The 19,564-nt window shown below is 65.0% G+C and carries 18 protein-coding genes; 9 read left to right on the top strand and 9 right to left on the bottom strand.

Annotation, left to right across the window (positions count from 1 at the left end; translation table 11 throughout):
• Positions 1 to 5: 5 nt before the first annotated feature.
• From lepB to QX073_RS28145, 5 genes are all read left to right on the top strand, one after another.
• Positions 6 to 794 (top strand): signal peptidase I, encoded by a 789-nt coding sequence (lepB, locus tag QX073_RS28165; protein ID WP_316204550.1) that lies wholly within the window; start codon positions 6 to 8, stop codon positions 792 to 794.
• A gap of 79 nt (positions 795 to 873) precedes the next feature.
• Positions 874 to 1,290, top strand: a complete 417-nt coding sequence (locus QX073_RS28160; protein ID WP_316226719.1) for a hypothetical protein — start codon at positions 874 to 876, stop codon at positions 1,288 to 1,290.
• Complete coding sequence (locus tag QX073_RS28155) at positions 1,287 to 1,715, top strand: hypothetical protein (RefSeq protein WP_316226718.1); 429 nt, start codon at positions 1,287 to 1,289, stop codon at positions 1,713 to 1,715. The genes QX073_RS28160 and QX073_RS28155 overlap by 4 nt, the downstream gene beginning before the upstream one ends.
• A complete protein-coding gene (locus tag QX073_RS28150) occupies positions 1,705 to 2,163 on the top strand; it encodes a hypothetical protein (protein ID WP_316226717.1) in 459 nt (152 codons plus the stop codon). The genes QX073_RS28155 and QX073_RS28150 overlap by 11 nt, the downstream gene beginning before the upstream one ends.
• Before the next feature lie 37 nt (positions 2,164 to 2,200).
• Positions 2,201 to 2,770: a nucleotidyltransferase family protein gene (locus QX073_RS28145; protein WP_316226736.1), complete on the top strand. Its 570-nt coding sequence runs from the start codon at positions 2,201 to 2,203 to the stop codon at positions 2,768 to 2,770.
• Positions 2,771 to 2,947: 177 nt separating this feature from the next.
• Here QX073_RS28145 and QX073_RS28140 read toward each other — a convergent pair whose 3' ends face one another.
• From QX073_RS28140 to QX073_RS28120, 5 genes are all read right to left on the bottom strand, one after another.
• Positions 2,948 to 3,664: a cytochrome c biogenesis CcdA family protein gene (locus QX073_RS28140; RefSeq protein WP_316226716.1), complete on the bottom strand. Its 717-nt coding sequence runs from the start codon at positions 3,662 to 3,664 to the stop codon at positions 2,948 to 2,950.
• Positions 3,665 to 3,670: 6 nt separating this feature from the next.
• A complete protein-coding gene (locus QX073_RS28135) occupies positions 3,671 to 4,072 on the bottom strand; it encodes a thioredoxin family protein (protein ID WP_316226715.1) in 402 nt (133 codons plus the stop codon).
• Positions 4,073 to 4,209: 137 nt separating this feature from the next.
• Positions 4,210 to 4,863 carry a PAN domain-containing protein gene (locus QX073_RS28130; protein ID WP_316226735.1) on the bottom strand — a complete coding sequence of 218 codons (654 nt, stop codon included), beginning with the start codon at positions 4,861 to 4,863 and terminating at the stop codon, positions 4,210 to 4,212.
• A 251-nt stretch (positions 4,864 to 5,114) separates the two neighbouring features.
• The gene (locus QX073_RS28125; RefSeq protein ID WP_316226714.1) at positions 5,115 to 6,485 is read right to left on the bottom strand and encodes a glutamate--cysteine ligase; all 1,371 of its coding nucleotides are present in this window, start codon (positions 6,483 to 6,485) and stop codon (positions 5,115 to 5,117) included.
• A 96-nt stretch (positions 6,486 to 6,581) separates the two neighbouring features.
• Entirely contained in the window at positions 6,582 to 7,070 is a 489-nt protein-coding gene (locus QX073_RS28120) for a helix-turn-helix domain-containing protein (protein ID WP_316226713.1), read from the bottom strand.
• Positions 7,071 to 7,217: 147 nt separating this feature from the next.
• On the opposite strand from QX073_RS28120, the gene gstA reads away from it, so the two are divergent.
• Entirely contained in the window at positions 7,218 to 7,832 is a 615-nt protein-coding gene (gene gstA, locus QX073_RS28115; protein WP_316201992.1) for a glutathione transferase GstA, read from the top strand.
• Positions 7,833 to 8,020: 188 nt separating this feature from the next.
• Here the strand turns inward: gstA and QX073_RS28110 are convergent, their stop codons facing one another.
• The 4 genes from QX073_RS28110 to QX073_RS28095 all read right to left on the bottom strand — a co-directional run bounded on the left by QX073_RS28110 (position 8,021) and on the right by QX073_RS28095 (position 14,022).
• Positions 8,021 to 10,234, bottom strand: coding sequence for an FAD-dependent oxidoreductase (locus QX073_RS28110; protein WP_316226712.1), 2,214 nt, complete (start codon positions 10,232 to 10,234; stop codon positions 8,021 to 8,023).
• Positions 10,235 to 10,411: 177 nt separating this feature from the next.
• A complete protein-coding gene (locus QX073_RS28105; RefSeq protein WP_315717934.1) occupies positions 10,412 to 11,620 on the bottom strand; it encodes an acetyl-CoA C-acetyltransferase in 1,209 nt (402 codons plus the stop codon).
• Between the two features lie 83 nt (positions 11,621 to 11,703).
• A complete protein-coding gene (locus QX073_RS28100) occupies positions 11,704 to 13,494 on the bottom strand; it encodes an acyl-CoA dehydrogenase C-terminal domain-containing protein (RefSeq protein ID WP_315717935.1) in 1,791 nt (596 codons plus the stop codon).
• A gap of 129 nt (positions 13,495 to 13,623) precedes the next feature.
• Positions 13,624 to 14,022 (bottom strand): nuclear transport factor 2 family protein, encoded by a 399-nt coding sequence (locus tag QX073_RS28095; protein ID WP_315717936.1) that lies wholly within the window; start codon positions 14,020 to 14,022, stop codon positions 13,624 to 13,626.
• Positions 14,023 to 14,159: 137 nt separating this feature from the next.
• Here QX073_RS28095 and QX073_RS28090 point away from each other — a divergent pair, with 137 nt between their 5' ends.
• From QX073_RS28090 to QX073_RS28080, 3 genes are all read left to right on the top strand, one after another.
• On the top strand, positions 14,160 to 14,747 hold the full coding sequence (locus tag QX073_RS28090; RefSeq protein ID WP_315717938.1) for a PadR family transcriptional regulator: 588 nt from the start codon (positions 14,160 to 14,162) through the stop codon (positions 14,745 to 14,747).
• Positions 14,748 to 14,935: 188 nt separating this feature from the next.
• Positions 14,936 to 18,457, top strand: a complete 3,522-nt coding sequence (locus QX073_RS28085; protein ID WP_316226711.1) for a hypothetical protein — start codon at positions 14,936 to 14,938, stop codon at positions 18,455 to 18,457.
• A 156-nt stretch (positions 18,458 to 18,613) separates the two neighbouring features.
• The gene (locus QX073_RS28080) at positions 18,614 to 19,447 is read left to right on the top strand and encodes a hypothetical protein (protein ID WP_316226709.1); all 834 of its coding nucleotides are present in this window, start codon (positions 18,614 to 18,616) and stop codon (positions 19,445 to 19,447) included.
• Positions 19,448 to 19,564 lie beyond the last annotated feature (117 nt).

The raw sequence follows: 19,564 nt of genomic DNA, 5'->3' as shown, positions 1-19,564 counted from the left end.
AGAAGATGTCCACGGACAAGACCACCAAGGCGACGCGCACGGGCAGCGTCCGCAAGGAAAGCACCTGGGGCGGCCAGCTCGCGCAGCTCGTCGCGGTCGTCATGGTGGTGTTCGTCGCCAAGGGCGCGATCGCTGAGCCGTTCTACGTGCCGTCGGGCTCGATGGAGCCGACCCTGATGATCGGCGACGCCCTGCTGGCGTCGAAATTCCCCTATGGCTACGGCACCTCGTCGCTGCCGATGCAGATCACGCTGCCGGAGACGGGACGCCTGTTCGGCGAGACGCCGAAGCGCGGCGACGTCGTCGTGTTCCGCTGGCCAGGCGACAACTCGCAGGCCTGGGTCAAGCGCGTCGTCGGCCTGCCCGGCGACCGCATCCAGATGCGCCAGGGCCAGCTCTACATCAACGGCCAGGCCGCGGCGCTCAAGCCCGACGGCATCGGCGATGCCGAGGACGATACCGGCCGCAACGAGCCGGCCTATCGCTACGTCGAGACGCTGCCGAACGGCGTGTCGCACCTGATCTTCAAGATGCGCGACAACGGCCGGCTCGACAACACGCCGGAGGTGACGGTGCCGCCCGGCAAGCTGTTCGTGCTCGGCGATAACAGAGACAACTCCGCCGACAGCCGCGTGGCCTTGCGCGACGGCGGCGTCGGCCTGCTGCCGATCGACAACCTGGTCGGCCGTGCCGATGCCGTGGTCGGCTCCTGGGACCTCGGCTTCAAGAACCAGCCGGTTTGGGCCTGGCTGTCGGGCTTCCGGCTGGATCGCTTCTTCACCGCGGTGCGGTAAAGCGGGTTCTCTGGAAGGAGGGTTGCCTTCAAAGGGAGTTGTGATATCTCAAAATCTCAATCTTGAGATATGTGAGCACATGAAATCGTGGGTTCAGCCTCTTCCCTGTGAGGGCACAATTTCTGCTGTGCTCGGAGCTTCTCTCGGCGTCATTCTTGCTCTGGACGGCGGACTTGGCGGTCATGATTGGAGCTATGTACCTACCCAGCTCAGCCTCTTGGCTTACGTCGTAGTGTTCGCCGTCAGCCTACATTTTGCCTGCACCGCAGTGATCAAAAGATCGGGTTCGATCTTTGCGTTTTTTCTAATCCTTTGTGTGGCCAACGGTGTTCTCTTCAACATATCACGCTTGCGTGATGTCAACGTAAACGTAGACCAACGAATAGTCTTCTTGCCCGATAACGTTGCAACAAGCGTGACAATCGTCTTCCTTGTTTGGCTACTAGTTCAGTTGATCCTCTCCACGGCCCTTTTCTTTTCTGGGAAGCGAAAATGAACTCCCTGCCAATATACGGCCCGATACTAGTCCTAAGCTTACTTTGCTTAGGTCTTATGCTCATTTCAAAATGGGAGAATGAGCAGACCTCCGCGGGTCACCCAACTACAAAGAGAGCGCGCTCAAAGAAAGACGAGAAGGCGATCTCGGCGCCTCCTGAAGCTGCAAAGGCGCTGTCTGATTGGTCTACTCTCCACACACGTGAGCTGCGTTATCGATTAAGTCACACTCAAATCAATTATATTTTTGCCAACAAAATGACCAGCGAGATGTCCGGCGGAGACCCGCCCTCTGTTGAGAAGAAAACTCCCGAACTTGCCCTGCGAGAAGAAGTTGCCTTGAACTACAGTCGCCCGAATTCCCGCAAGCAGATTGAGCGCCGAAAACTGTCAGGAAAAAGGGGTATGAGGCAGCATGTCGGCTGACGAAGACAATGGCCTCGAGAAGGTCAACGAAGCATCCTCGTCTGACGACGAGTCCGAGGACACAGAGCTACATCCATTCATGGAAGTGACCGGACTTGATATAAACATCTGGCCTGCTTGGGGACCTCTACCTAGCAGAAAGACCTTTTATCCCTATTTCAGCGCCCAAATCCGGGATGACGAAAAAAAACATTCGTTCGTAACCACCTTATCTTTGCCTGACCTCGTGCAGGTGTGCGCGCAACTTGCCCATATAATCAAGATAAGCGCTAGGGCTGCACAAAACATCGGCCCAAGCAAAATCGACATATATAAGCCGAAGGAAAAGATAATCAAAGATCTCAACGAGATTTGCTCCGATCTTGGAGTCTTCCTCAAGGCAATCAAAGAAGACGATATTATATTCGACGATGCCGCTCCTCCAGCTGAGAAGAAGGAAGAGCAGTGACCCTCTGGTGGATTCCGTTGCTCGATACCGGAAGACTGTGAACCATGATCACTTCGTCACGTCAGCGCTCCGCAATCCCGTCAACACGGCGATCCTGGATATGCTGCGCGTGACGGCGCTGCCTGATGCGTGGATCGTCGCCGGCTGCCTGACCCAGACGGTCTGGAACGTGCGCACCGGACGTCCGGTCGATCACGGCATCAACGACTACGATATCTTCTACTTCGATCCCGACACGTCATGGGATGCCGAGGATGCCATGATCCGGCGCATGGCATCCTGTCTGCATGGGGTCGATGCCAAAGTCGAAGTCCGTAATCAGGCGCGCGTGCATCTCTGGTATCCGACCAAGCACGGCCGGCCCTATCCTGCCGTGACACGCTCCACCGACGGCATCGATCGCTTCCTCACCGTCAACACCCAGGTCGGTCTTCGCCCTGTCGCAGACGGATACGAGCTCTATGCGCCCAAGGGCCTCGACGACATCGAACAGATGATCGTGCGGCCGAATTATACGGCCAACTTCTCGGCGGCGAACTACGCGGCGAAGGCCGCGCGCTGGAAGGCGCTATGGCCGGAAATCACGGTAATCGCTGCCGAGGAATGATGCGCAAGAAGAGCAACAGCTTTCTCCGCGTCATTCCGGGGCGCGCGCAGCGCGAGCCCGGAATCCATTGATCGTCAGTACGCGCGGCGCGATGGATTCCGGGCTCGTGCCGCTGCGCGGCCCGCCCCGGAATGACGGCGAGTGTGCCGGGCTGCCGGCGCGTCTTGCAAACGCTGCCTAGATCGACGTCGTCAGCTCAGTCAGCCACGCCGGGGAGTGCTCGACCAGCCAAGCTTCCAGCTGCTTGTCCGCGCCGCTGAGGATCGCAACCGCGACGACCACGAAGGCCGCTCCCATCAGCATCTTGCCGAGCTTGCCGGCGGACAGCAGCCGCGCGCGCAGGCGTGTCATGGTCGTCCGCGACACCAGCCCGAGCACGACCAGAGGCAGGCCGGCCCCCAGCCCGAACGCCAGCATCGTAAAGGTCACGCGAATGAGATCGTGCCCCTGCGACGCCAGCAGCGACGCCGCGCCCAATGTCGGTCCGACACAGGGCGACCAGACAGCGCCGAGCAGCAGGCCGATCATGAACTGGCCGCCGGCGCCCGAAGCCGCGAAGCCCTGGGAATGCCGGTCGGCCCAACGCTGCACCGGGCCGCCGGCGACGGCGAGCTGCGCCTGCCAGGACGGCATCAGCAGCACGACGCCGATCGCCAGCATGATGATCGCTGCGACAAGGCGGAACGCGCCGGCATCGAGGCCGATGGAGTTGCCCGCGAGGGCGATGAACAGGCCGATGCCGGTGAAGGACAGCGCAAGGCCTGCCGCGAGCGCCAGCGCACCGCGCGGATGCGCCGATGCCGCCGCGCCGAGCACGATCGGCACCAGCGGCAGCACGCAGGGCGACAGGATCGAGAGCAGGCCGGCCACAAAGGCCAGCAGCAACGCGAGCATGATGCGCTACAGGCTCTTGTCGAGCAGCGCCGCGATCGAGGCTTCCTTGGTGTCGCCGACCGAGCGTCCGGTCTCGGTCGTCCCCTTGAAGGTGATCAGGGTCGACTGCATCTGCGCGCCGAACGCCTTCACCACCGGCTTCATGTCATCGAAGTCGACGCGGAAAATCTTAAGGTTCTTGAATTTGGGTTCTGCCGCGAGCTTGTCGATGATCGGCTTCTGCGCCTTGCAGGTCGGGCACCAGTTGGCATCGATCTTGATGAGGATCGGCTGGCCGGCGGTCTGCGCCGCCTTGAAGGCCGCGTCCGAGTAGGGCGTGGTCTCGACAGCCCATGCCGTTCCGAGCCCTCCGACGGCGACTGTGGCAGCAAGCGCTGCGGTGGCAAACAACCTGCGCGAAAACGTCATGGCAAACCCCGATCTCTGCATTGCGACAGGCAGCCGTCGGCAAGAGCCGCGGTGCCGTCAATCAATACGAGCCGGACAGATGAAACGTTACGCGACCGCGGACCGAAATTTTCCGACGCGTCGGAGGGCGCGATGCCTCAGCGGACGACACCCGAGGTGAACCCCGCCCGCCGGCGCGGCGGCTTGATTTCCTTCTTCAGAAAGCAATGCGCTTCCTTGCCGGCGTAGCCGGGCCGCGCGAAGGTCCATGCGCGGCATTTGTTGTCGCCGGTGCATGCGGCCTTGCAGATGTCCTCGGCGTCGGCGGCCTTCTCTTCCTTCTTGTCCGCCGCCTTGTCACCGCTGTTCTTGTCGCTCTTTTCGGCGGCCTTCTCGCCGCCCTTCAGATCGGTGGTCTTGATGTCGAAGCTGCGGTAGTCGCCGCCGGGACGGTCGATCGACGTCTCGACCGCATCATTGCGGATCTCGACGACGCCCGCGCCGCGCACGCCCGAAACGCAGCAATTGTCCGGCACGCGCGCCGGCACGCTGTTCTTCAGCCAGCACACCGCACCCGCTTCCATCACGGTCGGATAGCTGAAGCTCCAGGCGCGGCAGCGCCGGTCGTGCTCGCACAGCAGCGCGCAATCGGCCGGGTCGCCGGAGGCGATCGGCGCGCTCATGTAGTCGCCACCGGGACGATCGGAATAGGTCTGGGCTGAAGCCGGCGTCAGGAACGCAGCCGCGAACAGGCACACCAGTACCCTCAGCCATGCCCCGATGAAGCGCCCCACGCGCCGCCGCTGAATCATCCGACCCATTGTTAATGTTCGAGTTTTCTTACGAGTTTTTAGGCAGTCATTTGATCGCCACGAACCTGTATGGCGGATGAACGGCCCGGACCGGTGGGAGCTGCGGAAGGCAAAGCAGCGCCGCCCGGGCGCTGAATCGAACCTGGGACACAAAATCGCAACAAAAAACAGCGGACCCGAGCCGCCAACCGCCTCAACGTGGAACAGGCGACGCAGCGAACCTGCGACGGCTGCAGGCTCGGCCGTTCCGATCAGAACGCATATTCGTCGTAGGCCGGCTCGACCGAGCCGCCCCACGGGCCATCGAACTTCTCCAGCATCTCCTCGGCCGGCGAGCAGCCGCAATCGATGATCTGATCGAGCGGCTCGAGAAAGCGACTCTCGTCGCGGCCGAGATGGTCGATGCGACTGCGCCGGCGCAGGCCGAGATGCGCCAGGGTCAGGCATTCCTTGGCGATCTCGAACACGTAGCGATTGCGAACACGCGCCTTGAAGCCGAGGCGCGGCACGTCGTCGCGCAGGTTCTGGCGCTCGAACGCGGTCCAGGTCTTGACCAGGTCCCAGGCCGCGTCGAGGCTGACGTCGTCGTAGAGCAGGCCGACCCAGAACGCCGGCAGCGCCGGCAGCCGGCCCCATGGCACACCGTCGGCACCGCGCATTTCCAGGTAGCGCTTCAGGCGCACCTCCGGGAAGATCGTGGAGAGGTGATTGGCCCAGTCCGACAGCGTCGGACGCTCGCCCGGCATCGCCGGGTTCTTGCCTGCGAAGAAGTCGCGGAACGAGGTGCCGGAGACGTCGATATAGGTCTCCTCGCGTTTCACGAAATACATGGGAACATCGAGCGCGTAGTCGACCCAGCGCTCGAAACCCATGCCGTCCTCGAACGCCCACGGGATCATACCCGAGCGCTGATTGTCAGTGTCGCGCCAGATCTCGGAGCGGAACGACAGGAAGCCGTTCGGCTTGCCTTCGGTGAACGGCGAATTGGCGAACAGTGCGGTCGCGATCGGCTGCAGCGCCACCGAGACCCTGAGCTTCTTGACCATGTCGGCTTCGGAAGAGAAGTCGAGATTGGTCTGCACGGTGCAGGTTCGGTACATCATGTCGAGGCCATAGCGGCCGACCTTCGGCATGTAGCTCGTCATGATCTTGTAACGGCCCTTGGGCATCAGGGGAATTTCGGCGCGCGACCAGGACGGCGTCATGCCCAGGCCGAGAAAGCCGATGCCGAGCGGAGTCGCGATCTCGCGGACCTGCGCCAGATGCGCCATCAGTTCCGCATGCGTCTGGTGCACGGTCTCGACCGGCGCGCCGGACAGCTCGAACTGGCCGCCGGGCTCCAGCGAGATGGCGCCGCCGCCGGTCACGTCATAGAGCCCGATGATGTTGCCGCGCTCCATGATCGGCTCCCAGCCGAGCAGAAGCTTCATGCCTTCGAGCAGCGCGCCGATGCCGCGCGCGCCCTCGTAGGGAACGGGGCGATGACCGTCGAGCGTGAACGGCGTCTTCTCGTGCTCGGTCCCGATGCGGAAGGCGGACGGCGGCTTCACGCCGGCCGCGAGCCACGCCACGAGTTCGTCGCGCGACTGCAGCGGGGTCATATCGATCTGGTCACGCGCCATGGGTGTCTCGGTTCAGAAGCGCTTCGAGGGTCGCGCGTGGTGACAGGAAGGGCCGCGGACCCCAGGGGGCCGCGGATGTGAATGGGAACGGATGCTTCATCGGGTCGCCGCGCCCTCTCCGGCCGCCACCGGAGCGGCCTGACCACAGGAGCAGCCCAGGCGATCCAGCAGCATGCAAAGCTTGGCAGCGTCGGTATCCGACAGCTTGGAGCCGACATGCTTCTCGATCGCGGCGGAATAGGCCGACCACATCCGCTTCTGCAGCTCGCGTCCGGCCTCGGTGATCTCGACGAACTGGCCGCGCTTGTCCATCTTGCATTCGCGCCGGACGACCAGACCTTCGTCGACCAGCCGGTCGATCAGCCGGGAGGTGGAATATTGCGGGATCAGCATCTGCCGCTCCAGCTCGACCGGGCGCAGCTCGCCCGCGGGCGCCCGGGACAGCTCCAGCAGCGCATCATACCAGGCGAGCGGCGGAAAACCGGCCTTCTTCAGCTCCTGCTCGACGCAGTCCAGCACCCGGCTCTGGACCCGCATCAGGCGGATCCAGGCGGCGGTCGCCTCGGTCGATGGTTTGCGTTTCATGGGCCGGCTCGTATCCTCGAATGCGCAGTCTAGCGCATTCGATGCAGCTGCATCAATCTTGACTATTCCATGCATCTGCATGTAAGGGCGGGTGTGACCGCTCGACAGGTTCCACAGACAAAAACGGTCTCACGGAGGGAATAAAAGATGAAGCTTTATTATTCACCCGGCGCCTGCTCGCTCTCGCCCCATATCGCCCTGCTCGAGGCCGGCCTGCCCTACGACCTGGTCAAGGTCGATCTGCGCGCCAAGACCCTGGAAAATGGTGACGATTACCTGAAGGTCAATCCGAAGGGCCAGGTGCCGGCGCTGGGGTTGCCGAGCGGGGAGATCGTGACCGAGGGCCCGGTGATCGTCCAGATGATCGCCGACCAGGCGGCGACCAAGAACCTGGCCCCGGCGCGCGACAGCGGCGAGCGCTACAAGCTGCTGGAGTGGCTGAACTTCATCACCTCGGAGCTGCACAAGAATTTCGGCCCGATGTTCTCACCGGTGCTCGCCGACGACGCCAAGGCGTTCTTCAAGGACCGGGTGATGGGCAAGTTCAAATACATCGACAGCCAGCTCGCAGGCCGCGACTACCTGATGGGCCAGCAATTCACGGTGGCCGACGGCTATTTGTTCACCATCCTGACCTGGGCGGACCGGATGAAGTTCGACCTGTCGGCGATGCCGAATCTCGTGGCCTACAAGAACCGCGTCGCCGCACGGCCGAAGGTGCAGGAGGCGCTGACCAAGGAAGGGCTGATGAAGGCGGGGTGAGCGAGATCTTGAAAGAACTCGCTGTTGCTTTTCGGGCAGTCTGTTCTCTCCCCCCTTGTGGGGGAGAGATAGAGAGGGGGGTAGCCACAAGCGCTGGTGCCTGTGGCTACCCCCCTCCCTAACCCTCCCCCACAAGGGGGGAGGGAATGGACAGCAAGCGCGGCTCGCTTCCGTCCATCATTCCGGTCTCAAGCCGCCGCCTTCTTCGGCGGGAAGCGGCCATAGAAGGTTTCGCCCTTCGCGGCCATCTCCTCCAGGAGCTTCGGCGGGGCGAAGCGCGAGCCGTACTTCGCCGTGAACTTGTGGCACAGCTCGACGAACTTCTTCGTCCCCATGAAGTCGATGTAGGACAGCGTGCCGCCGGTGAACGGCGCGAAGCCGAACCCTAGGATCGAGCCGACATCGGCCTCGCGCACGTCGGTGATGACGTGGTCCTCGACGGTGCGCGCGGCTTCCACCGCCTGCACCACCAGGAAGCGCTGCTTCAGCTCCTCGACATCGAGCGTGTCGGGATCGAGATGCTTCGGCTGCAGCTTGACGAGATCGGGCCAGAGGCTCTTCTGGCCCTTGCCCTTCTCGGGATAGTCGTAGAAGCCCTTGGCGTTCTTGCGGCCGAAGCGGCCCTGCTTCTCGACCAGCTCGACCATCAGCTTCTTGTGGTCCTGGTTGATCGCGTTGGGGCCGAGATCATGCTCGGTCGCCTTCATGATCTTGAGGCCGAGATCGAGCGCGACCTCGTCCGACAGCGACAACGGGCCGACCGGCATGCCGGCCATCTTGGCGACGTTCTCGATCATCGCTGGCGGCACGCCTTCGAGGAACATCTCGTTGCCTTCCGCGATGTAGCGCATCACGCAGCGATTGGCGAAGAAGCCGCGGGAGTCGTTGACCACGATCGGCGTCTTGCCGATGGCGCGGACGTAGTCGAGCGCGGTCGCCAGCGCGACGTCGCCGGTGTTCTTGCCCATGATGATCTCGACCAGCATCATCTTCTCGACCGGCGAGAAGAAGTGGATGCCGATGAAGCGGCCCTGGTCCTTGAACTCTTCGGCCAGCGAGGTGATCGGCAGGGTCGAAGTGTTCGACGCGAAGATCGCGCCGTCCTTCAGATAGGCCTGCGCCTTGGCGTAGGTCTCGGCCTTGACCTTGCGGTCCTCGAACACGGCCTCGATGACGAGATCGCATTCCTTCAGCGCCGCGTAGTCCGCGGTCGCAGTGATGCGGCCCATGATCGCCTCGGCCTCGCCCGGCTTGGCGCGGCCCTTCTTGACCAGGCCGTCGATCACGCCCTGCGCATGCGCCCTGCCCTTGTCGGCGCTCTCCTGGTCGCGGTCGATCAGCACGACCTCGAGGCCGCCGCGGGCCGAGACGTAGCCGACGCTGGCGCCCATGAAGCCGGCGCCGATCACGGCGATCTTCTTCAGCTTGGTCGCCGGCACGTCGGCCGGACGACGCGCGCCCTTGTTGAGTTCCTGCATCGACAGGAACAGGCTACGGATCATCGCCGCCGCTTCCTTCGAGCGCAGGATCTTGGTGAAGTAGCGCGACTCGACACGCAGAGCGGCATCGATCGGCAGCTGCAGCCCTTCATAGACGCAGCTCATGATCGCGCGTGCGGCCGGATAGTTGTCGTAGGTCTCGCGGCGATAGATGGCGTTGCCCGCCGGGAACATCATCATGCCGTTCTTGGAGAACACCGGGCCGCCGGGCAGCTTGAAGCCCTTCTCGTCCCACGGCTGCACGGCCTTGCCACCGCCCTTGATCCAATCCTTCGCGGCCTTGATGAGATCCGCCGCCGGCACGATCGCGTCCACCAGCTTCAGCGCCTTGGCCTTGTCGAGCGTCAACGCCTCGCCCTTCAACAGCAGGTTCATCGCGTCCTGCGGCTGCACGATACGCGGCACACGCTGGGTGCCGCCGGCGCCCGGGAACAGGCCGACCTTGATCTCGGGCAGGCCGAGCCGGGTTTTCGGATTCTCGGCCGCGACACGGTAGTGGCACGACAGGGTAATCTCGAAGCCGCCGCCGAGCGCAAGACCGTTGATCGCGGCGACCCACGGCTTACCGGAGGTTTCCATCGATCGATTGATCTGCGAGAAGCGCCGGCTGGTGTCGAACAGCATCTGGTTGGCGGCTTCCTCGCCCTTGCTCTTCAGCACGTCCAGATAGATGCGGTTCATGCCCTCGAGCATCGACAGGTCGGCACCGGCGCAGAACGCCTCCTTGGCCGAGGTGATGACGACGCCCTTGATAGCGGCATCCGCAGTGGTCTCCTTGACAAGGGCCTCGAGCTCGTTCGTCGAGGTTTCGTCGAGCACGTTCATCGAACGGCCCGGAATGTCCCAGGTGATCAGGGCAATGCCGTCGGCATCGGTTTCGAGTTTGAAGTTCTTGAAGGCCATGTGGTGCTCCCTCGTGCCTGCAGCCGGTCGGCGCGGCAAAAAATTGTGGTCTTGACCGTCATTCCGAGGCAGGGCCGAAAGCCTTGAACCCGGAATCTCGATACTGGCTTGCGTTGCTACTCATCGCGAGATTCCGGGTTCGATGCTTCGCATCGCCCCGGAATGACGTGGTGTCGATCACACCCGCTCGATGATGGTCGCGGTGCCCATGCCGCCGCCGATGCACAGCGTCACCAGCGCGGTCGCCTTGCCGGTGCGCTCGAGCTCGTCGAGCACGGTGCCGAGGATCATCGCGCCGGTGGCGCCCAGCGGATGGCCGAGCGCGATCGCACCGCCATTGACGTTGATCTTGTCCTTGTCGATCTCGAACGCCTGCATGTAGCGCAGCACGACCGAGGCGAACGCCTCGTTGAGCTCGAACAGATCGATGTCGGATTTCTTCATGCCCGAGCGCTCGAACAGCTTCTCGGTAACGTCGACCGGGCCCGTCAGCATCATCGCGGGCTCCGAGCCGATATTGGCGAAGGCGCGGATTTTCGCGCGCGGCTTCATGCCGTACTTCGCGCCGGCCTCCTTGCTGCCGAGCAGCACCGCACCGGCGCCGTCGACGATGCCCGAGGAGTTGCCGGCGTGATGCACGTAGTTGACGCGCTCGATCTCCGGATGCGACTGGATCGCCACCGCGTCGAAGCCGCCCATCTGCGCCATCTGCACGAACGACGGCTGCAACTGCGCCAGCGACTGCATCGTCGTCGAGGGACGCATGTGCTCGTCCTTGGCGAGGATGGTCAGGCCGTTGATGTCCTTGACCGGCACCACCGACTTGTCGAAGCGTCCTTCCTCCCAGGACTTCGCCGCGCGCTGCTGGCTCTGCACCGCATAGGCGTCGACGTCGTCGCGCGAGAATCCGTATTTGGTCGCGATCAGATCCGCCGAGACGCCCTGCGGCATGAAGTAGGACGGCACCGCCATCGACGGATCCATCGGCCAGGCGCCGCCGGAAGCACCGATGCCGACGCGGCTCATCGATTCCGCACCACCACCGATGACCAGCTCATGCTGGCCGCTCATGATCTGCGCCGCGGCGAAGTTCACGGCGTCGAGGCCGGAGGCGCAGAAGCGGCTGATCTGAATGCCCGGAACGGCATCGCCGAGACCCGCATTCAGCGCGGCGAAGCGCGCGATGTCGGAGCCGGCCTCGCCGACCGGATCGACCACGCCGAGCACGACGTCGTCGACCGCGTCCTCAGGGATGTTGTTGCGGTCCTTCAGCGCCTTCAAAGGCACGGTGGCGAGCGCGAGCGCGGTCACCTCATGCAGGCTGCCGTCGGCCTTGCCGCGGCCGCGGGGAGTCCGTACGTGGTCGTAGATAAAGGCCTCAGGCATCACGCCCTCCTCATCTGGTCAGATTTGTTGTTCGCATTGACGACGGAGCCGGCGCGCGGCGCGCACCGGCTCTCGTCTGATCCTCAGAAGGCTTCCGCCGGCAGTTCCATCACGGTCGCACAACCGGCCTGGAGGCGGGCGAGATGCGCCGCCGTTTCGGGCAGCACGCGCTCCATGAAGAAGCGACCCGTCACCAGCTTGGTGGTGAGATAGGTCGAGCCGTCGCCGGCCGCAATCTTGTCCTGCGCCACCTTCGCCATCTTCGCCCACATGTAGCCGAAGGTGACCAGCGCAAAGAGATGCATGTAGTCGGTCGCGGCGGCGCCGGCATTGTCCGGCTTGGTCATCGCGTTCTGCATCAGCCACGTGGTGGCCTGCTGCAGGTGACCGAGCGCGGTCGACAACGGGGCTACGAACGGCTTCATCGCGTCGTTGCCGCCCTGCTCCTTGGCGAACGAGCCGACCTCGTTGAAGAAGGCCATCACGGCGCGGCCGCCGTCGCGCGGCAGCTTGCGGCCGACGAGGTCCAGCGCCTGGATGCCGTTGGCGCCTTCGTAGATCATGGCGATGCGCGCATCGCGCACGAACTGCTCCATGCCCCACTCGGCGATGTAGCCGTGGCCGCCATACATCTGCTGCGCCTGGACCGCGTTGGCGAAGCCCATGTCGGTCATGTAGCCCTTCATGACCGGGGTCATCAGGCCCATGTGGTCGTCGGCGGCCTGGCGGTCCTTCGGGTCCTGCGAGCGGTGCGCGACGTCGCTCTTCAGCGAGGTCCACACCACCATCGCGCGCGCGGCCTCGTTGAAGGCGCGGATCGACAGCAGGGTCCGGCGCACGTCGGGATGCACGATGATCGGATCGGCGGCCTTGTCGGGCGCCTTGGGCCCAGTCAGCGAGCGGCCCTGGATGCGCTCGCGCGCATAGGCGACCGCGTTCTGATAGGCCACCTCGGACTGCGCGAGACCCTGCACGGCGACGCCGAGCCGGGCCTCGTTCATCATCACGAACATGCCCTGCATGCCCTTGTTCTCTTCGCCGATCAGCCAGCCGGTGGCGTTGTCGTAGTTCATCACACAGGTCGAATTGCCGTGGATGCCCATCTTGTGCTCGATCGAGCCACAGGTGACGCCGTTGCGCGCACCCACCGTGCCGTCGGGATTGACCATAAACTTGGGCACCACGAACAGCGACACGCCCTTGATGCCGGCCGGCGCGCCCTCGATGCGGGCGAGCACGAGGTGGATGATGTTGGGAGCCAAGTCATGCTCGCCGGCCGAGATGAAGATCTTGGTGCCGGAAATCCTGAAGCTGCCGTCGGCCTGGCGCACCGCCTTGGTGCGGAGCAGGCCGAGGTCGGTGCCGCAATGCGGCTCGGTGAGGTTCATGGTGCCGGTCCACTCGCCGGCGACCATCTTCGGCACGTAGGTCTTCTTCTGCTCCTCGCTGCCATGCACGATGAGTGCGGCGGTGGCGCCCATGGTGAGGCCGCCATACATCGAGAACGCCATGTTGGCGGAGCACTGGAATTCGTTGACGGTCTGGCTGAGCGTCACCGGCAGGCCCTGCCCGCCATATTCGGTTGGCGCGGACAGGCCGAGCCAGCCGCCCTCGACGATCTGCTTGTAGGCGTCCTTGAAGCCTTTCGGCGTGGTCACGCTGCCGTCGTCATGGCGCTTGCAGCCTTCGAGATCACCCACGCGATTCAGCGGATGCAGCACCTCTTCGGCGAGCTTGGCGGCTTCGCCGAGGATCGCCTCGCGGACATCCGCCGAGGCATCGGAGAATCCCGGCAGGTTGTCGTAGCGGTCGATCTGGAACACGTCGTTGAGCAGGAAGGTGACATCTTCCACGGGGGCTTTGTAGATCGGCATTGGCGTCTCCGGCAGGAAGGCTGAAGTTTCAGACGGGGAATTCCACGGACGCGGCAGGCAATGCAGGCCGCGGACTGTAGCGATTTCTCAAGGCTTGCGGCAGCCGTTAGTTTGCGACTGTCGGTCGCGTCACGACGGCTTGCTCATGGCGGCGAGCTGTTCGCCCATCAGGCGGTGCAGCAAATTGATCGCCTTGAGCGGGCGCACCATGACCTTGAAATGTGTGATCAGACCGGCGTCGTCGAAGCTGATGATATCGACGCCGTTGAGCTTGATCCCTTCGATCTCGTTCTCGAATTCGAGCACGGCGCCCGTGGCGTTACGCCACTCCCCGACATACTTGAATCCGGGACCGCCTAAGACTTTCTCAGCACTCGCGAGATATTTGAAGGTAATGTCGCGGCCGCGTTGCGGCGTGTGCACGACGGGACTTTCGAACACGGCGTCGGGATGCAGCAGCTCCCGCAAAGCGCCGAGATCGTGAGACCTCATGTAGCCGTACCATCCATCGAGGCCGGTCATTGTCATTGGGCGTCTCCTCGGGGCGGAACAGGCCAGCACCACAACCACCCCATATGCACATTGACGCATATGCGCTAGTGTGCATAATGTCAAGCGTGGAGCGGGGCAGAACACGATCAGAAAAACGGGAGCAGTTTCCGGCCATGGCCCTCGGCGACGCCATCCTCGCCTGCCTCACCGAACATCCGATGACGGGCTACGAGCTCGCCAAGACGTTCGACTCCTCGATCGGCTTCTTCTGGAAGACGGACCACCAGCAGATCTACCGCGAGCTGTCGCGGCTGCGCGACCGCGGCTACATCCAGGGGCGCGAGGTGGTGCAGACCGGCAAGCCCAACAAGCTGGTCTACACATTGACCGCGGAGGGCCGCGCGGCGTTTCGCAGCTGGGCGGCGCGGCCGAGCACGCCGGCCTCGACGAAGGACGATCTTCTCGTCCGGCTCTATGCACTGGGCGCCGCCGACATCGGGCCGATCCGGGCCGACCTGATGGCGCGGCTCGAGCATCATCGCGACCGCGCCGAGCGCTACGATCGCATCCTCAAGAAGCATTATGCGGACGGCAACGTGGCCCCGGCCGATATGGGCAAGCTCCTCAACCTGCGTCTCGGCTTGCGCCACGAACGCATGGTGGCGGAATGGTGCGAGGAAGCGATCACCGCGCTGTCGACGATATCCGGCGCGAGCAGCGTGCGGCCGCTCGATCCATCATCGCGTGAAAATGCCGGCTGATACCCGCCGTTTGATAGGGCAAAACTTCTGGCCGCGCCGGCGGTAAACTTAACGCGTTATTTACCGTAAAAGTCAAAAGTCGGGACCTGGAGCAGACGATCTGCGCGGACCCGTTCATGTTCATGTCCGGGACGCGTGGGGAGGCTGGAGGCGCTTGGTGGAGCGCTGGAAGCGGAACCGGACGAGACATGAATTCGCGCGTACCGTGGAGTAATGAAGGCATCGACCCGTCCGTCCGCGAGAGGGCCGAGGCCGCGGCGCAACGCGCCGGAATGACGCTGAACGACTGGATCAACTCCACGCTCGGCGCATCGACCCCGCCCGATTTCCGCGGCAGCCCCGCGCCACGCAGCACGCCGACCGTCAGCCGCGATGCCCGCGAGGTGACCGACATCCATCAGCGGCTCGACTCCATCGCACGGCAGATCGAGCAAATGTCGCGCCCCGTCGCGCGCAAGGATGGGCCACGCGACGAGCAGGGCGTCGCGCGTCAGCTGAACGACGCGATCTCGCGGCTCGACGCCCGCCTGTCACAGATCTCGACGCCGCTGCGCAAGCCGGACACCGAGGACCGCTATCGTGGTCCTGACGGCGTCGAGCGCGCCGCTGCGCAGCTCTACCGGCCCGCCCAGCCGCTCAGCGCGGGTTCGTTCGACGTGGCCGTGGCCGAGATCAGCGCCCGCCAGAGCGAGCTCGACAATGCGCGCCCGCTGCCGCCGCACCAGGCACCGCCGACCGCGCCTGCCATGGCATCCGCAGCAGCGCCGCTGATGACTCCGATCAGCGCGCCGCTGACGCCGCCGCAACCGGCAGCCCCCACTCCCGATTTCTCGCTGCTCGAACGCCACCTGCTGAAGATCACGAGCCAGATCGAGGCGCTGCATCGCCCCGACGACGGCATCGAGCAGTCGATCGCCGGCTTCCGCAACGAGCTCTCCGAAATTCGTCACGCCATCACCGAGGCGATGCCGCGCCGGGCGATCGAGTCGATCGAGAACGAGATTCGCTCGCTGTCGCGCCGTATCGACGAGAACCGCAACACCGGCGTCGACGGCCACGCACTGGCCGGGATCGAGCGCGCGCTGACCGACATCCGCGAGGTCGTCGGCTCGCTGAAGCCTGCCGAGCAGCTCGCCGTCTATGACGAGGCGATCCGCAATCTCGGCGCCAAGCTCGACCTGATCCTGCGCGCCAATGACGACCCCGGCACCGTGCAGCAGCTCGAAAGCGCCATCGCGGCGCTGCGCGCGATCGTCGCCAATGTCGCCTCCAACGACGCGCTGGAACGCCTGTCGGACGATCTCCGCCAGCTGTCGTCGAAGGTCGACCAGGTCACACAGGCGCGCGACACTCACGACTCGTTCCACGAGTCCTTTGCGGCGCTCGAACAGCGCATTGCCGCGCTGACCTCGACCCTGGAAAGCCGCGAGCCGCCGGCGGCCGCGCCCGACCACACTGCCCAGATCGAGGACGCGCTGCGCGGCCTGTCCGACCGCATCGACCGCCTGCAGGTCGGCAACGACGGCTCATCGGCGATCACCCATCTCGAACAGCGGATCAGCTATCTGCTGGAGCGGCTCGAGGCCGCCAACGACCCGCGCGGCGGCAACATGACCCGCGTCGAGGACGGCCTGCAGGACATCCTGCGCTATCTCGAACGGCAGCAGGCGACCTTCGCAGCGCTGGCGGAGAGCCGGTCGCAGCGCGAAACGTCGCAGGACGGCGGCCTGATCGACATGGTCAAGCGCGAACTGTCCGACATCCGCTTCAGCCAGACCGAGACCGACCGCAACACCCAGGACTCGCTCGAGGCCGTCCACAACACGCTGGGGCACGTCGTCGACCGCCTCGCCATGATCGAAGGCGACCTGCGCAATGTGCGCGCCACCGCGAGCCCGCCGGCCGCGCTGCCGCCGCTGGCACCGCCAATCGAGTCGCCGATGCCGGCCGCACGCGTGCCGGCGCCCCAGGCCTTTGCCGAGCCGGCCAGGCCAGAGCCCGCCTACCGGCCGGAGCTGCCCAATCCGGCGGCCGAGCAGCCAGCGGGACAGATTGTCGCTCCGGCCGCGGGTCAACAGGCGTTCGCGGCCGCCTCGCGCGACTTCCACGCCGCGCAGGCGCCGGCGGCCGCCATGCCGCCGCCGATTCCGCCGAAGGCGATCGCCGACATCCTCGAGCCGCACACAGCACAGGCGCCCCGCCCGACCGTCATCGTCCCCGAACTGCCGCCGGATCATCCGCTCGAACCCGGCACCCGTCCGCCTGGCCGGACCGCATCGCCCGCCGAGCGGATCGCCGCGTCCGAGGATGCGCTGAGCGAGCTTCCCGCCGGCAAGCGGGAGCCGGTGTCGACGTCGAGCTTCATCGCGGCTGCGCGCCGCGCGGCGCAGGCCGCGGCGGCTGCACAGCCCGTGGACGCCAAGAAGGCGAAGAAGGACAAGCCGAAGGAGAAGGCCAAGGAACCGCCGAAAGACCTCCCCAAGGACGTCGCCAGCGACGCTGTCAAGCCCAAGGCCAAACCCAAGGACAAGCCGACGTTCGCTCTCACCGCCGAGGGTGACGAGGAAGTCTCGACCATTGGGTCGAAGATCCGCTCGCTCCTGGTCGGGGCCAGCGTCGTCGTGATCGTGCTCGGCACTTTCAAATTCGCGATGTCGCTGCTCGACAGCGGCAGCACGCCGCCACCGATCTCGCCGATGGAAACCCAGGGCGAGGCGCCGCGCGCGCAGATGCCGTCGGCCTCGCCGAGCCTGTCGCCGCGGCCGACGACGCCCGACCAGAGCGTGCCGTCGTTGACGTCGCCGACGCCGATCGACCGTCAGTCCTACAATCGGGCCATGCCGAGCGAAGCGGAGACGATCGCAATGCTCGCGATCCCGCAGGACGTCGAAAAGCCAGCCACATTACCTGCTGCCGTCCCCACTGATATCACCGGCACGATCCCAACCGCTGCCAACGGCCAGAAGCTCGGCTTGGTGCAAGTGCCCGCCTCCGAGAAGCTGCCCGATGCCATCGGCGGACTGGCGCTGCGCAATGCCGCCCTGAAGGGTGATCCGACCGCCGCCTACGAAGTCGGCGTGCGCTTTGCCGAGGGCAAGGGCGTCGCGGCGAACTATGAGGAAGCCGCGAAGTGGTATGACCGCGCCGCGCAGGCGGGGCTGATCCCGGCGGTCTTCCGTCTCGGCACCTTCTACGAGAAGGGTCTCGGCGTGAAGAAGGACGCCGACATCGCCCGCCGCTACTACGTGGTCGCCGCCGAGCGCGGCAACGCCAAGGCGATGCACAATCTCGCCGTGCTGGACGCCGACGGCGGCGGCAAGGGCGCGAACTACAAGAGCGCCTCGCAATGGTTCCGCAAGGCCGCCGAGCGCGGCGTCGCCGATAGCCAGTTCAACCTCGGCATCCTCTATGCCCGTGGCATCGGCGTCGAACAGAACCTCGCCGAATCCTACAAATGGTTCACCCTGGCCGCAGCGCAGGGTGACGTCGACGCGGGGCGCAAGCGCGACGATGTCGCCAAGCGGCTCGATGTCCAGTCGCTCGCCGCGGCCAAGCTCGCGATCCAGACCTTCACGGTCGAACCGCAGCCCGACGACGCCGTGAACGTGCCGGCGCCCGTCGGAGGCTGGGATGGCACGCAGGCGATCGCCAAGGCAGCCGCGGCCAAGGCGGCGCTGGCGAAGCGCGCGGCTGCGACGGCGCCGCGCTGACACGGGCATAGCGCCCCTCTTTCGACATGGACGAGCGTCCGCGCACAGCCTGAAAAATCCTCCCGGCTTGCGATCGCGCCGCCATAGTGTCGCGCGGTCGATCGATATAGGTTGTCGCGGCGGATCATCACGAGCGCCGCGAGGGAGCATCGACGGGTGTCAGCGGGGAACGAACAACAGGACGGCGCGCGCTTCCTGCAGTCGCCGACGGGCCCCCGCGTGCCGCCGCGGACTACGGCGAACGTCGCCGCTGCTCCGCCTCCTCGCCAACGAATGCAGCAAGTGACCGACGGCTATCCTGCGGCGTTCCGATGGCGCCGGCTGGCTTCCGTCATCTTCTTCGTTGCAATCGTGCTCGGCGGAGGCATTCGCGCCTACCGCGACCTGTCGCGACCCGACGCCTGGTCGTTCTGGAAGGATCAGTACATCTCGCCGAGTCTGTCGGCGGCGCTGGTCGCCGACCCCGCGCTTGCCGGGCTGGGCGGCAGGCGCACCGTGCTCGCCGTCAGCGGCCCCATCGGGCCAGCGGCGGCCGGCTGGCTGCGCGAGCGGATCAGCGAGGCCCGTCTCAAGCCGGGCGACGTGATCCTGCTGTCCTCGCCCGGCGGCAACCTCGACCAGGGGGTGCTGATGGGCGAGATCATCCGCGCCCATGGACTCGCTACCGCCGTCGGCGTGGCCGACAATGCCGGCCGCATCCGTCCGGGCTTCTGCGCCAGCGCCTGCGTGTTCGCCTTCGCCGGCGGGCAGACCCGCTACGGCCTCGATGGTTCGGCGCTCGGCGTGCACCGCTTCACGTCGGAGGCCCGTGGCGCCGACGCGGTCGCCGACACCCAGCGCGTCACCGGCGCCATCCTCGGCTACATGACGCGCATGGGCGTATCGTCGCAGGTCATCGAGGCGATGTCGCAGACCCGCGACATCCGCTGGCTCGATCCGGGCGATGCCGAGGCCATGAGGCTGGTGACCGCGCCGCTCAAGGCCCTTTGACGGAGCGGCCAGACCCCCACGCTCGGCGCCGGTGGATGTCACTTTGGGCGGGAATGACTGATCCCTTCGCTGCCATTTTCGGTTATGCAGGAGTTCGGCATCCTGCGTCGCATGCGC

This window comes from Bradyrhizobium sp. SZCCHNS3052, assembly GCF_032484495.1.
Classification (GTDB): domain Bacteria; phylum Pseudomonadota; class Alphaproteobacteria; order Rhizobiales; family Xanthobacteraceae; genus Bradyrhizobium.
The sequence above is the reverse complement of the archived record's forward strand: the minus strand, read 5'-3'. Positions and strand labels throughout refer to the sequence as shown.